General features: G+C 65.4%; 12 protein-coding genes. 5 read left to right on the forward strand and 7 right to left on the reverse strand.

Features of this window, described 5'->3' with window-relative positions; genetic code table 11:
* From panC to Q0H23_RS07830, 6 genes are all read right to left on the reverse strand, one after another.
* On the reverse strand, positions 1-645 hold a 645-nt coding region (panC, locus tag Q0H23_RS07805; protein WP_293837234.1), incomplete at its 3' end, for a pantoate--beta-alanine ligase.
* Positions 645-1,490 carry a 3-methyl-2-oxobutanoate hydroxymethyltransferase gene (gene panB / locus Q0H23_RS07810; protein ID WP_293837236.1) on the reverse strand — a complete coding sequence of 282 codons (846 nt, stop codon included), beginning with the start codon at positions 1,488-1,490 and terminating at the stop codon, positions 645-647. The genes panC and panB, both read right to left, overlap by 1 nt.
* A 102-nt stretch (positions 1,491-1,592) precedes the next feature.
* Positions 1,593-2,009: a (deoxy)nucleoside triphosphate pyrophosphohydrolase gene (locus tag Q0H23_RS07815; RefSeq protein ID WP_293837238.1), complete on the reverse strand. Its 417-nt coding sequence runs from the start codon at positions 2,007-2,009 to the stop codon at positions 1,593-1,595.
* Between the two features lie 223 nt (positions 2,010-2,232).
* Entirely contained in the window at positions 2,233-2,391 is a 159-nt protein-coding gene (locus tag Q0H23_RS07820; RefSeq protein WP_293837240.1) for a hypothetical protein, read from the reverse strand.
* 76 nt (positions 2,392-2,467) lie between these two features.
* Entirely contained in the window at positions 2,468-3,748 is a 1,281-nt protein-coding gene (gene dcm, locus Q0H23_RS07825; RefSeq protein ID WP_293837242.1) for a DNA (cytosine-5-)-methyltransferase, read from the reverse strand.
* Between the two features lie 187 nt (positions 3,749-3,935).
* On the reverse strand, positions 3,936-5,300 hold the full coding sequence (locus Q0H23_RS07830; protein WP_293837244.1) for a Sau3AI family type II restriction endonuclease: 1,365 nt from the start codon (positions 5,298-5,300) through the stop codon (positions 3,936-3,938).
* Between the two features lie 160 nt (positions 5,301-5,460).
* Between Q0H23_RS07830 and Q0H23_RS07835 the strand changes: the two genes are divergently transcribed.
* Complete coding sequence (locus Q0H23_RS07835) at positions 5,461-6,441, forward strand: Gfo/Idh/MocA family oxidoreductase (RefSeq protein WP_293837246.1); 981 nt, start codon at positions 5,461-5,463, stop codon at positions 6,439-6,441.
* 126 nt (positions 6,442-6,567) lie between these two features.
* Here Q0H23_RS07835 and Q0H23_RS07840 read toward each other — a convergent pair whose 3' ends face one another.
* Positions 6,568-7,536, reverse strand: coding sequence for a 3'-5' exonuclease (locus tag Q0H23_RS07840; protein ID WP_293837248.1), 969 nt, complete (start codon positions 7,534-7,536; stop codon positions 6,568-6,570).
* 566 nt (positions 7,537-8,102) lie between these two features.
* On the opposite strand from Q0H23_RS07840, the gene Q0H23_RS07845 reads away from it, so the two are divergent.
* From Q0H23_RS07845 to Q0H23_RS07860, 4 genes are all read left to right on the forward strand, one after another.
* Positions 8,103-11,018 carry an FAD-dependent oxidoreductase gene (locus Q0H23_RS07845; RefSeq protein WP_293837250.1) on the forward strand — a complete coding sequence of 972 codons (2,916 nt, stop codon included), beginning with the start codon at positions 8,103-8,105 and terminating at the stop codon, positions 11,016-11,018.
* Between the two features lies 1 nt (position 11,019).
* Positions 11,020-11,394 (forward strand): DUF1667 domain-containing protein, encoded by a 375-nt coding sequence (locus Q0H23_RS07850; RefSeq protein WP_293837252.1) that lies wholly within the window; start codon positions 11,020-11,022, stop codon positions 11,392-11,394.
* Between the two features lie 99 nt (positions 11,395-11,493).
* Positions 11,494-12,897, forward strand: a complete 1,404-nt coding sequence (locus Q0H23_RS07855; RefSeq protein WP_293837254.1) for an HD domain-containing protein — start codon at positions 11,494-11,496, stop codon at positions 12,895-12,897.
* 189 nt (positions 12,898-13,086) lie between these two features.
* Positions 13,087-13,464 (forward strand): hypothetical protein, encoded by a 378-nt coding sequence (locus Q0H23_RS07860; protein ID WP_293837256.1) that lies wholly within the window; start codon positions 13,087-13,089, stop codon positions 13,462-13,464.
* The last annotated feature ends 66 nt before the right edge of the window (positions 13,465-13,530 follow it).

Genomic DNA, 13,530 nt, shown 5'->3' on the forward strand with positions numbered 1-13,530 from the left:
ACCCTGGACCATCTTCTGGCCGGCAAAGACGGCGCGAGACAGGCATAGGGCCGCCTGGCGCTCCTCGGCGGAGAGGTAGGTGTTGCGCGAGCTCTTGGCCAGGCCGTCCTCCTCGCGGATGATCGGGCAGCCGACGATCTCGATGCCGAAGTTCAGGTCGCGCACCATGCGGCGGATGACGGCGAGCTGCTGGGCGTCCTTCTGGCCGAAGTAGGCGCGGTCCGGCGTGACGATGTTGAAGAGCTTGGAAACGACGGTGCACACGCCGCGGAAGTGGATCGGGCGCGTGAGGCCGCAAAGCTCATGCGTGAGCTCGTCCATGTTGACGTAGGTGCAGGCGTTGGGCGCGTACATCTCGGAGGGCTCGGGGTGGAAGACCAGGGCGGCGCCGGCCTCCTCGCACAGGTTGCAGTCGCGGTCGAAGTCGCGCGGGTAGCTCTTGAGGTCCTCGGTCGGGCCAAACTGCGTGGGGTTCACGAAGTCAGACACGACGACGCGGTTATTCTCGGCGGCGGCGCGCATGATCAGGCTCTTGTGGCCCTCGTGCAGGTAACCCATGGTGGGGACGAGGCCGACGGTCAGGCCCTCGCGCTTCCACTCACGAACTTGCTCGCGAACCTCGGCGACGGTAGCGGCGGTCTTCATTAGTTGTTCCTCCTGATCTGGTCCATGACCTCGGCATCAATCTTGAAACCGTTCTCGGCGGCGGGGAACTCGCCCGCCTCCACGGCGTTGGCGTACGCTTGATAGGCATCGCGCATGGTGTCGCCCACCTGGGCGAACTGGCGAACGAACTTGGGCTTGAAGCCACCCGGCGTCATGCCGAGGAGGTCCTGCGCGACGAGCACCTGGCCGTCGCACGCGGAGCCGGCTCCGATGCCGATGGTGAAGCAGTGGGTGAGCTTGCTCGTGATGAACTCCGCAAGGTCGCTCGGGACGCACTCGAGCACGACGGCGAAGGCGCCCGCGGCCTCGACGGCGAGCGCGTCGTCGACGATGCGCTGCGCGTTCTCCGCGCTCTTGCCCTGGACCTTGAAGCCGCCGAAGCTGTTGGCGCTCTGCGGGGTCATGCCCACGTGGCCGACGACGGGGATGCCCGCCTCGACGATCGCGTGGATCTGCGGGGCGCAGCGCACACCGCCCTCGAGCTTGACGGCGTTGCAGCGGCCCTCCTTCATGAGGCGGCCGGCGTTGTGCAGGGCCTCCTCGACGTTGGCCTGGTAGGACATGAACGGCATGTCGCCAACGACGAAGGTGTCGCTCGTGGCGCGCGTGACGGCGCGCGTGTGGTGGACCATGTCGTCCATCGTGACGGGGATGGTGTCCTCGTAGCCGAGCATCGTCATGCCGAGGGAGTCGCCCACGAGAATCATGTTGATCCCCGCCGCCTCGACGATCGACGCCATGGTGTAGTCGTAACTGGTGACCATGGTCACCTTCTTGCCCTCCGACGCCTGTTTGGCGAGGGTGAGGACCGTGTTCTTTGCCATGCGCTTTCTCTCCCTTATTTGCGCTTACGCCCGTATGGGCGCCTGGCTATTGTAGTCCCCTTAAAGGACACGTGCAGGGCCCCGGTCGAAAGCGGCCGCTTCCTACATGTGCATGTCATTGAAGACGTCTGCCCACGCGAAGCCGAACGACTTCACGACGTCGAGGTCCGCCGGGAGCCAGCCGACGGAGAGGAGCTCGTCGCGACCGAGCCAGGCGAGCTCCGCGTGGTCGAGGAGCTGGGGCTCCGCGGATGGGTCGACGGGCGCGCAGAAGACGTCCATCTCCATCGTGAACTCGGGGTATGCGTGCGTGACCGTGGTGAATGGCCAGAGTACGCCGAGAGTGAGGCCGAGCTCCTCGCTGATCTCGCGGTGGCAGGCGTCCTCGGCGCTCTCGCCGGGCTCGAGCTTGCCGCCGGGCAGCTCCCAGCCCTCCATGCCGTGCTCGCGCCGCGCGGCGAGAACCTTGTTGTCTCGCACGATGATCGCGGCTGCTACGTGCAAGTTCTTGTCAGCCATGGTCCTCCTGTTCGCCGGTTGCGCCGGCATCGCGTTTCGTCCGAGGAGATTCTACCCGCGCGGGCGCGGGCGTGTCCGAGGGAGTGTGGGCGGGGGAGGGCGCGAATGCCGAGGAGGACGGGGAGGGCGAGAAAGACGAGAAGGACGCTGGACGAGAAAAACCCGCCCCTGGCCTGAATGATTGGCCAAAGGCGGGCTCCGAGTCTAGCGAAAGACACCCACGCTACAAGACGTAGTCCTCACGAAGGGACTTGACAGTCTCAAGCAGGTTTTCGGTGCCCTCGTAGGCACCATCGATTTCGTTCGAATCTAGGTGTGCTTTGATCTGCTCTGCGAGGACCTCGATCTGCTCTAGCTGCTGGGAGAATTCGACTGCTGTCATGGGTGTCCTTTCGTCCGCTTCCGTTGTTAAGCCATTATCGGAGATGAGCCGGACACTAAATCAGAGGCAGGTCATGCTACCTGAGCTCGCAAATTGCTTTTCCGATGAGGTGGGGGATACCCGTGACCAGGGCGTTTCCCATGCAGAAGGCGCGGTTTCCGTCGGTCATGCCCGTATTCGTCCAGCCACGGGGGAAGCCCTGGAGCTGGTCGAGCTCGTCGGGCACAAGACGGCGATAACGCCCGTCCTCGCACTTGATGACGTGCTTGAAGCGACTCGCGCCCCTTCCGCCTTCGCCGGTGAGGATGGTGCGGGACGGCCTGTTGGTTGCGTCCGGGAAGGCCATCTGGCCTTCCGAGTACCAATAGGTGAAGCCCGTCTTCTTATTGGTGCGCTCCTCGCGCTTCGAACCCTTGAGGTACTCCCATTTGGGCAGCTGCTCGGGCTCGATGAAGAATTCCTCCGGCACCTCGTCAAGCGGGATAAGAACGTCGCCGAGGGTCTTGCGGGCACCGTCGTACTTCTCGATGACGGGGCACGTCAGGACGCGATGGCCGACCATGATGCCAGCATCCATGAACGGAGAGGTCTTGCCCGCGAGGTTGAAGTTCTCCGAAGCGTCGTAGGGGTCCTCGGGGACGAAGACCTCGCGGATGTTCTCCTCGCCAGGCGCCTCCATCGGGAAGGCGCGGGACATGACGCCATTCTGGAGGCGCGTCTCGATCGTCCAGTCGGCGTTTCGCTCGGCAAAGATGTAGACGCGCTTGCGACGCTGGGGAAATCCGTACTCGGCGCTGTTGACGACGCGCCATTCCACGGAGTAGCCGCGCTCGGCGAGGCAGGAGAGGATAATCGCGAAGTCTCGGCCGCGCTGGGAAGCGGGGCTCTTGAGCAGGCGATCGACATTTTCGAAGAGGCAATAGCGTGCTGCGTCCTCGCTCCTATCGTTCTGGAGCTTGAGGAAACGATAGATGTCCCACCAGAGGACGCCCTTCTTGCCCTCGATACCGTGCGCCTGGGAGAGAGGACGAGCGACGGAATAGTCCTGGCAGGGGAATCCACCGACGACCATATCAATGGTGGGGATATCTATTTCTCCGCGTTCTGCCTGGTCAAGAACCCGGTTAATATCTTCGTTTACGACGGAGTCCTCGCCGAAGTGCGACTCGTAGCAGCGGGCGGCGAACTGGCGAGCCTTGGATCCGGGCGGCTCCCACTGGTTGGCCCAGATGGTCTTGAAGGGGCCCGCGGAGGGCATATCGAACTCGGGGTGTGCGGAATCGTGATAGCCGTCAAGGCCAAGACGAAACCCGCCGACCCCCGCGAAGAGCTCGGCTACTTTAATTTCCTTGGACACGTTTCTCCAATCGCTGCTGTGTCCTATCGGGTTAGCCCAAGAGAGCTAACCCAAATACACTACTCGATCTCTATCAGTTTTGACAAGTCGCTTTATTGCCGGATAGGAGCCAAATAGACCACTCTCGTGAGAGCGGGACGCAACATTAATACGTCGAGAGAAGTCTCCGTATAGATGCGGACATTAATCACTTCTCAGTCGTCATCATCTTGGCAATCTCATCTCTGAGGTACGACTGATTGAGCCAGAAACACTTCTTCGTAACGGGCTCTCCGTGTGGCTGCGGCCTCGTGTCGGCCTTGTTGCGAGCGTGAGGACGAACGTGGCAGCAGCGGTTCTCCGAAGACTTTACCGAGCTTTCTGCATTGCCCTCTTTGACGTTGCTTCGCATCTGCTCATAGCAGCGCTTTGCTTCAGGCATGTCTTCTTCTGGCATTCTCCAGAAGAAGACATCCTTTAGGACGTAGTTCTCGTCTCCAGTGTCCTGGTAGACGACAAATAGATAGAGCTGCTCAAGCTGCTCCTTGAACAACGAATTCTCGAAGGGTGTTTCTTCAAGCTCGAAATAGTCGATTGCCGGGAATGAAACGGCTTCCTTTGGCGTCCCATTTGGACGAAGCCTAATTGTCTTGGGCTTAGCGCCTGCCTTATCGAGTTCCGCAATGGTGCTTTTGTCGCCAACGCCAAGGATTCGGTTGGTTACGAGCGCGTATGCGCTTTTTGCCGAGGAGTTCACCTCAAACAGCTCTGTGAGCTCGTCTTGATTCATGCTGAAATAGGGCTCGAACCTCTTGCGAATGAGCTCGAGAATGCCAAGGGACTCTTCGCCGCTTTCGCGCCTGATCGATTCGGAGTGGGCGAGGAGCTGCCGCTCCACGCCGGTCATGTAAGACGCCTTAAATGCCCATGCCCTGGGCTTCGCCGGAACGTCCGAGAAGGGCTGCGACGTTCTGACGGAACTGTCCTTTGCCTTTGTGCAAGCTTCGAGGTACATGGTGTCGCTGCCAGAGATATCCTCGGCGTGGCCGTTCATGACCTTGGCGACGACCGTCTCCCAGTCCTTCTTAATCTGGGGGATATCGCCATCGGGAATCTGCCAACGTTCCGCGAATTGAATTTTGTAGTCGACGGGGTTCTTATCCGGCTCATACAGATATGAAATAAGAGCGAGGTCAGCGACCTTATCAAGTAGATGGCTATCCTCGAAAGACTCCATTGGGACGTGCATGTAGTCAATCATCGTTAGGACAAGGCGTTCCTTGGCGACGAGTTGGCCATCTGCCCTCTTTTTCATGGGAGTTGTTTTGAGCTCGAGACCCGCTTCAGCAAAGTCTGGAGCCGAGTCACTATTGATGGCATAGCCGAAGTAATACTGTTCGACTGCGTTGCCGAAGGAGCCACGTCTTGTGTGAGGGTCTGGCAGGTCAGGCGCGTCGCACATCTCGCGCAGTGTCTTGCCCTCAAGGCGCTTGGCGTACTCGATAATGGAGTCCGCGCTGGTCGGGTCATAAGCGAGGCTGATCTCGTTGCTTGAGGCGGTATCACGAGTCATGACGCGCTCCGATCGGTTATTGTGAGGCATGGGGTGTTTAACGCTCCGTTCCATTGTCGCGAAACGAGCGAACGCTCTCAAGGGTGGTGCATGAGGGCCTCAGATGTGAGTCCCTCACTATCCTCATACCAGACACGCAACCAATGAAGGCGAGGTCAAGATGGGTGCATCGGAAATCCGCTGGGGAATCCTCGGGGCGGGCGGAATCGCGAAGAGGTTCGCGGCTAGTCTTGAGACCGTGGAGGGTGCCAGGCTTGTTGCAGTCTCCGGTCGTTCGGCGGAGCGCCTTGCCGCCTTTGCTCCTGCCCGCATCTATGCCGATGGCGCGGATGGCTCCTCCGCCCACGCGAGCCTCCTTGCAGACCCCGAGGTCGATGCCATCTACCTCGCGCTCCCACACTCCATGCACCTCCGCTGGGTGCTCGAGGCCACGCAGGCCGGCAAGCCCGTGCTCTGCGAGAAGCCGGCCGTCCTTACCGAGGCGGAGGCCCGCCAGCTCGCCGATGCCGTGCGTGGCTCGCGGACCCTCTTCATGGAAGCGATGAAGTGCCGCTTCGTGCCGCTCCACGCCCGCGTGCGCGCCCTTATCGACTCCGGCGAGCTCGGGCGCGTCTGCGAGCTGTCGTGCTCGCAGTGCGTCGACTATGGAGGGGGCAACCTCCGCTATCTCGTCGACTCCGTTGGCGGCGGTGCCCTCTATGACCTCGGCTGCTACCCGATGAGCTGGATCGAGGAACTTACGCAAGGCAATGAGCCCCAGGTCAGAGCATGTGCAAACTGGCGTGATGTCTCCGGTGGGCGCGTCGATTGGTCTGGCGACGCCAACCTCGACTTTGGAGACGTGCGTGCGAGCATCCATTGGGCGGGTGACTCCGCGGAGTATGACTGCTCCGTCTTGATTCGTTGCGAGCGGGGGAGCGTCCTCGTCGAGCGCGCGCACCGTCCGGAGCGTGCGGTGGTGGGTCGTCCGGGCATGGAAGACGAGGTCATAGCCGCGCCCTACGATCCGGATGACTTCCACGGCGAGATCGCGCACTTCTGCGAGCTCATGCGTGCCGGCGTCACGGAGAGCCCCGTCATGCCGCTTGCCGCCACCATCCGTAACGCCCGCCTCATCGATGCCGTTCGCGCGGTGATGTAGGACTCTTCTCGCACTAGCTCAGGGCCGCCCGCCCGTGACGGTACGTGTCACAGGCGGGCGGCCCTGGTAGTTGCGCCTTGAAGTGGTTGCGGGTCAGGCTGTGCCTTGAAGTGGTCGCAGACCGAGCTATGCCTTGAAGCAGTTGCGGGCGGCGAACTCGGCCTGAACGGTCCTGAGCATGAGCTCCGTGTCGTCGAGACCCTGGTGTACCTCGGCTTCATTGGTGGCGAGGGTGCCGCGCCTGCGGGCCCAGTTCTCGAGCGACGCGGGAGAACTCTCGCGTGGCAGGGTCTTGACCTCGGGGTCGAGCTGGCGGCAGATGTCGCGGGAGTCGACCGGCACGATCTTGCCAGCGCGCCTTGCCTCGGCATATCCGTCGAGGTGAAGCGTGAACCAGGAGTCCTCGAACGCCGCGTTGTGCGCCATCATCGGATACTTCTTCATGAGCTTCAGGAGCTTGGCCTGCAGGGGCTTGTTCTCGCGGAAGGGGATCTTGCCGTCGACGTCCGCCCAGGTGATGTGGTGGATGTTCTCGAGGGGCACGCCCTTCTCGGCGTACATCTCCGGAATGCCGCAGAAGTGGGCCTCGGCGCCGGTGGGCTCTGCGTCTTCCGTGAGCTCCATGAGCTCGAAGCCCACGTTGACGATGTAGCCGCGGTCCGGGTAGCGGTCCGTCGTCTCGATATCGATGCCGAGGACCGTGCCCTTGACGGGCTTGGAGACGTAGGAGACGGCGAGGTTGTTGCGGTCGCCGCGGATCTCGCGGATGACGGTCGTTGCCTTGCGCTTCTGGAGCGCGGCGACGCCGGCGCAGAGGTCCTCATCGCTCATGCCGCGGGCGAGGCTGTGGTCGCGCGTGTTGGCGAGGCGCTCGATGCCCATCTGGTCGCAGAGCTCGCGGTTGCGGTCCGCGAGGTCGCGGATGACGTCGTAGGAGAAGCTGGGGTTGTCGTTCTTGGCAAACTCCTCGCGAAGCGCGGCCATGGCCTCCTCGTTCTTCTGACGCTCCGAGTCCATGGCGGGGAAGCCCTCGCAATAGACGATTTCCGGGATGAAGAGCGCGCTTGCGTGCTCGAGTGCCTGGCTGACGTTCATGCTGCTCCTTATGGGTATGCGCGGCGGGGGCGTGCGTGCCTGGCTGAGGCCGGGCGCCGAGCACTCGCGTGCGGCTGTGGTGTTGGATCGTGCGCTTGCCCGAGCGCGGCGGGCGCGGGCGACTGTTTCACGGCTTGGCATGGTAGCACGGCCGCGTGACGCGGGCGAGGACGCCGCGGGGCGCGTGCGATTGGCGGGCGCGTGCGTGGCGTTCGTTAGCGTGCTTGGCCTCGACTTTATGTCCCGAATGCTTGAGAGAATGGACGCATCGAAGGGCCGTGCTCGTCGCGTGGGTCTGCTGGACGCGCGTGCGTGGGGAGGAGGAACGAGCCGTGAGGGTTCACATACAGGGAAGAAGAGGCATGCCGGCAAGCGGGTTGTCTCCCTGTTCGGCGACGCCACGCTCAGCGCGCCGGGTCTGGATGCCCGCTTCGAGGCTGCGGCGCGAAGAATGTCGCTTACGTCCGCGACCTTACATAAGCCCGTTCCCCGATGTGCCACGGCGCGGCCTCGCGCCATAGGGGACAATGCAAACGTTTTCATGTCGATCCGATGGGAGATCTCTCATGACGTGTTTTGTGGGGTCCGCGGGCGTGCGTGACTCGTATGACGTCGTTGTCGTGGGTGCGGGCGTCGCCGGGTGCTGTTGCGCTCGTGAGCTCGCGCGATATGACCTCGACGTCCTCGTCCTCGAGGCGGGCGATGACATCGCCTGCGGTGCCACGCGCGCCAACTCCGGCATCGTCCATGGCGGCTATGACCCTGAGCCGGGTACGGCGAAGGCCCGCTATAACGTCGCGGGATCGAAGCTCTTTCCACGGTGGGCGGACGAGCTGGGATTTGCCTACGTTCACAACGAGTCGCTGGTGGTTGGCTTTGGCGACGAGGACGAGGCCGCCCTCGCGGGCCTTCTCGAGCGCGGCCGCGCCAACGGCGTCGAGGGGCTCTCGATCATCTCCGGAGACGAGGCACACGAGCTCGAGCCGGCCCTCTCACCCGAGGTCACCTGCGCGCTGCGCGTATCGACGGGCGCCATCTGCGACCCGTATGAGGTTGCCTTCGCCTCGCTCGAGAATGCCGTCGAGAATGGCGTGAGCGTCACGTTCGACGCGCGCGTCTCCAAGCTCGCTCGTGAGGGGGAGGGCTTCTTCGTCACTCTCGTGGACGGCAAGGCCATCCGCGCTCGCGCCGTGGTGAACGCGGCGGGCGTCCACTCAGACGAGCTCCACAACCAGCTCTCCGCCCGCAAGATCCATATAACCCCAGTTCGCGGTGAGTACAACCTGTATGACAACAGCCTCGAGACGCACTTCTCGCGCACGGTGTTCCAGGTGCCCACGGCCGCGGGCAAGGGCGTCCTCGTGAGTCCCACCGTCCACGGCAACCTCTTCGTGGGCCCCAGCGCCGTCGCACAGGACGACAAGGACGCCCTCGCCACCACGGCAGAGGGCCTCGCCGCCGTCGTCGCGGGCGCCAGGCGCACCTGGCCAGGCGCCTCCACGCGCGGCGTCATCACCAACTTCACCGGCGTGCGCGCCAAGGGCGACACGCATGACTTCGTCATCGGCGAGCCGGATGACGTCCCGGGCCTCTTCGACATCGCCTGCCTCGAGAGCCCGGGCCTCTCGAGCGCGCCGGCGATCGGCACGGACGTCGCCTCGCAGGTGGCGGCCCGTCTCGCCGCGGGCGAGCGCGCGGGCTTCGAGCCCCGTCGCGAACCTCGCCAGCGCCTCCGCCACATGGACGCGGAGCAGCGCGCGGAGGCCGTCGCTGCAGATCCCGCCTGGGGCCACGTGGTCTGCCGCTGCAACGAGGTCTCCGAGGCGGAAGTCGTCCGCGAGCTTCATGGCACGCTTCCCGTGCTCTGCCTCGACGCGATCAAGTGGCGCACGGCGGCCACGATGGGCCGCTGCCACGGCGGCTTCTGTACGCCGGAGCTCATCCGCATCATCGCCCGTGAGACAGGCCTGCGCCCGAGCGAGCTCGAGAAGCGCGACCGCGGCTCGTGGATGGTCTCCCGCGAGAGGCCTGACTACGTGGAGCTCGCCCAGGACGAGGGCAATGCGTCGCAGGTAGATGGCTCGTCGTTTGGTTGCGCGGAGGGCGACGTCGCGTCCGCATCCGCACCCTATGACGTTGTCGTGGTGGGAGGAGGCGCCGCGGGCATGGCCGCCGCTGCCGCCGCGGCGGGTGACGGAGCCTCGCGCGTCCTTCTCGTCGACCGCGAGTCCACGCTTGGCGGCATCATGCGTCAGTGCGTCCACAATGGCTTCGGCCTCAAGCGCTTCTCCGAGGAACTCTCCGGCCCCGAGTTCGCTGCGCGCGAGGCCGCCCGCCTCGACGGCGTGGAGGTCTGGCCCGGCACGAGCGTGCTGGGCATCGAGCGCGCGCACGGCACGGGTGGCGCTGACGGCGCGTCCGCGCTCCATGCACTCGAGCTCGTGCGCCCGGAGGGTGCCTGCCGCGTCCTTGCCCGCGCGGTCGTCCTCGCGACGGGCTCGCGCGAGCGCGGCTTCGGCGCCCTCGGCATCGCGGGCGACCGCCCCTCCGGCATCTACACCGCAGGCTCTGCCCAGGCCCTCATCAACCTGCAGGGATGCCTCCCCGGCAAGCGTGCCGTCATCCTCGGCTCTGGTGACATCGGCCTCATCATGGCCCGCCGCATGACGCTCGAGGGCATGGAGGTCGAGGGCGTCTACGAGCTCCTCGCGCACCCGAGCGGCCTACGCCGCAACATCGTCCAGTGCCTGGACGACTTCTCGATCCCGCTTCACCTCTCGCACACCGTCGTGGCCACGCACGGCCGCACGCGCCTCGAGTCCGTCGACATCGCCGAGGTGGATCCAGCGACCAGGCGTCCCATCCCGGGTACCGAGGTCAACGTCGAGTGCGACACGCTCGTGCTTTCCTGCGGCCTCATTCCGGAGAACGAGCTCGCGCGCGAGGCGGGCGTCGAGCTCTGCGGCGGCACGGGTGGCGCCGTCGTCGATGAGCTCCTCGCCACGAGCGTCCCGGGCATCTTCGCCTGCGGCAACGCCCTGCACGTCCATGACCTGGCAGACCTCGCCGCCGGCGAGGGTGACGTTGCCGGTGCGAGTGCCGCAACCTGGGCGGCCTCGGTCGCGGCGGGGGAGGCGCGCGCGGATGGCGTTCTCCGTATTCCCGTCCGCCAGGGCGAGGGCGTGGGTGCCGTGGTGCCCCAGCTCGTTCGCGAGGACGAGGAGGGCGCGGTTGCCCTCACGTTCCGCCCGGGCAGGGTTGCGCAGAACGTCCGGTTCGAGGCCGTCTCCGTCGCCGCCGATGGCACGGAGACCTCGCTCAAGTCGCGTCGCGCCCGCGTGGCGGTGCCCGCGGAGATGGAACGGCTTGAGGTCTCGGTCGCGGGGCTTGCTGCGCCGGACCACCTCGATGTTCGCATGGTTGACGCCCCGGCTAAGGCGGCTGGCTCCGCAGGTGCGTCTACCTCGAAGGGAGGCGAGTGACGTGTCCTATCCCGAGAGGCTCGAACTCACCTGCGTGTGCTGTCCTGTGGGTTGCTCGCTCGTCGTCGAGCGTGCCTCGGCCGATGAGGCAACTTACGTCTCCGGCGCCGGCTGTGCCAGGGGCAAGAAGTACGCCCCCGCCGAGGCGACCCGGCCCGAGCGCGTCGTGACCACTACCGTCTGCGTCCCCGGCGCGGCCGAGCCTCTCTCCGTGAGGACCGTTGCCCCCGTTCCCCGCGAGCTCATGGCCGAGGTTGTCGCCGCGGCCAAGGGCGCTGCCGCCGGCATGCGCGCGCCCGTCGCGATCGGCGACGTGGTGCTCGCGGACGCGTGCGGCACCGGCGTGGACGTGATCGCCACGAAGAGCGTGGGCTAGGGGGCGCGCCTGGTACCAGGCATTCTCCGTATTGCCTCGGCACGGGCGGGACGCGTCGTATACTGTCCTCACTAATCCGCCGAGACGAAGGAGGGCGCCATGGGCGTCACGCAAGCTATAGACCCCGCCCTTGCGCCCGCCTACGGCCTCGCCGTGCTCGACGCCCTCGAGGCGGCCGGCCACGAGGCCTGGTTCGTCGGCGGCTGGGTGAGGGACGCCCTGCGCGGCGCGCCCGCCCACGACGTCGACGTCTGCACGGACGCCCCCTGGGAGGAGAGCGAGCGCGCCCTCGTCGCCGCCGGCATCACCGTCCATGAGACGGGCACGGCCCACGGTACGGTCACGGCCGTGGTCGAGGGGAAGCCCGTCGAGGTCACCACTTATCGCGTTGATGGCGCCTACACGGACCACCGCCGCCCGGACTCCGTCACCTTCGTGACCGACGTCCGGGAGGATCTCGCGCGCCGCGACTTCACGGTCAACGCCATGGCGTGGCACCCCCGTCGCGGCCTCGTCGATCCCTTCGACGGCGCGGGCGACCTCGAACGCCGCCTCATCCGCGCCGTCGGCGTGGCTTCCGAGCGCTTCGAGGAGGACGCCCTGCGCCTGCTTCGCGCCGTGCGCTTCGCATGCCGGCTGGGGTTCGCCGTCGAGGAGGCGACGCAGGAAGCCCTCGTCGAGGCGGCACCTACGCTCGGCGACGTCGCGCAGGAGCGCATCGGCGCCGAGTTGCGCGGCATCATGGCCTCCGGCAGGGCCGCCTGGGCGATGCGCGCGGAGCGCGAGGTTATGCTCGCCGCCGTGCCGGAGCTCGTCGCGATGGTGGGCTTCGACCAGAGGAGCCCCTACCACGCCTATGACGTCTACGAGCACACGGCTCGCGTGATGGAGGGCGTCGAGTACTACACCGGCGGCGTTACGTCCGAGCGTCTACGCTGGGCCGCGTTTCTCCATGACATCGGGAAGCCCGCGTGCTTCACGGTGGGCGAGAACGGCCAGGGCCACTTCTACGGACATCCTCACGAGGGTGCCCAGATGACGGAGAAGATTCTCCGCCGCTTCGCCATTCCTCTCGAGCTCGCGCGTCCCGTCGTGGCGCTCGTCCGCCTGCATGATCGTCCCATGAAGTCCGAGAAGCGCCCGCCCCTCAAGCTCCTCGCCGAGCTCGACCGCAGAAGCGGCGTGCGCACGCGCGGCGAGGCCATCGCCCTCATGCACGAGATGTTCGACCTGCGCCGTGCCGACGCCCTCGCCAAGGCGCCGGACTATCGCGGTTGGGCTTGTGAGCTCGACCGATATGAGCGCATGCTGCGCGCCATCGACGCGAGTGGCGTCTGCTGGCGGACGAGCGATCTCGCCATCTCCGGCGGCGACGTCATTGCCGTGCGTGGCATCAAGCCGGGTCCCGAGGTGGGCAAGACCCTCGAGCAGGTGCTCGCTGCCGTGATGAGCGGCCAGGTGGAGAACCGCCGCGACGCCCTCCTCGCCTGGCTCGCGAGGTAGCCCCACCCCGCGGCCCGCGCCGCCGCGCCGGCCGTAACGTCGCGCTGTCCGCGCTGAGTCGCGCCTTGCACGCGGCCTCCCGCTCGCCGGATTGTGGACGCCGTGTGGAGAAAGCCTGACAAATAAGCGACCCATCGGGGTACGCTCAGCTCATCGGCACAGGAAACCGCATCTTGGGAGGGATGGCTGATGGGCTTTCTCAGCAGGTTCTTTGGACGCAAAGACGCTGCTAGCGCGCCGTCTGACGCCGTTGTGTCCGCTGTGGCGGCCCCCGTTGAGGCAGCTGCGTCCCCGGATGAGCCCCAGTGGGTTGATGTCCCTCCTTTTATTGACCTTCCGGCAGGCGAGGAGCGCTCTCGCGTGGCCGTCATCGCCGCCGCCATCGCGGCGGGCGACAACCCAAACACCAAAGTGGACATACGGCGCGTCGGTCGAGTGAATCCCGAGTACCGACGCGTCTCGCTTATCGCGGCGTCGATCGCCGCGGGAGACAGGCCGGAGAGCGCGCTCTCGTGCGTGCGCATCCAGCGCCGCGCTGCGTCAGGGGAGGAGAACCATGCTTCGTAAGTTCAAGATCAAGATCGACGGCACTGAGTATCTCGTGGAGATGGAGGAGCTAACGGAGCCCGGCGC

The organism is uncultured Parolsenella sp. (assembly GCF_934660935.1).
GTDB lineage: Bacteria > Actinomycetota > Coriobacteriia > Coriobacteriales > Atopobiaceae > Parolsenella.

What these genes read in the sequence shown, in the direction of transcription:
- Q0H23_RS07830 (WP_293837244.1), bottom strand. Translation starts at nt 5,300, where the DNA reads ATGACTCGTGATACCGCCTCAAGCAACGAGATCAGCCTCGCTTATGAC.
- panB (WP_293837236.1), bottom strand. Translation starts at nt 1,490, where the DNA reads ATGGCAAAGAACACGGTCCTCACCCTCGCCAAACAGGCGTCGGAGGGC.
- Q0H23_RS07855 (WP_293837254.1), top strand. Translation starts at nt 11,494, where the DNA reads ATGGGCGTCACGCAAGCTATAGACCCCGCCCTTGCGCCCGCCTACGGC.
- Q0H23_RS07860 (WP_293837256.1), top strand. Translation starts at nt 13,087, where the DNA reads ATGGGCTTTCTCAGCAGGTTCTTTGGACGCAAAGACGCTGCTAGCGCG.
- Q0H23_RS07845 (WP_293837250.1), top strand. Translation starts at nt 8,103, where the DNA reads ATGACGTGTTTTGTGGGGTCCGCGGGCGTGCGTGACTCGTATGACGTC.
- Q0H23_RS07815 (WP_293837238.1), bottom strand. Translation starts at nt 2,009, where the DNA reads ATGGCTGACAAGAACTTGCACGTAGCAGCCGCGATCATCGTGCGAGAC.
- Q0H23_RS07840 (WP_293837248.1), bottom strand. Translation starts at nt 7,536, where the DNA reads ATGAACGTCAGCCAGGCACTCGAGCACGCAAGCGCGCTCTTCATCCCG.
- Q0H23_RS07835 (WP_293837246.1), top strand. Translation starts at nt 5,461, where the DNA reads ATGGGTGCATCGGAAATCCGCTGGGGAATCCTCGGGGCGGGCGGAATC.
- Q0H23_RS07820 (WP_293837240.1), bottom strand. Translation starts at nt 2,391, where the DNA reads ATGACAGCAGTCGAATTCTCCCAGCAGCTAGAGCAGATCGAGGTCCTC.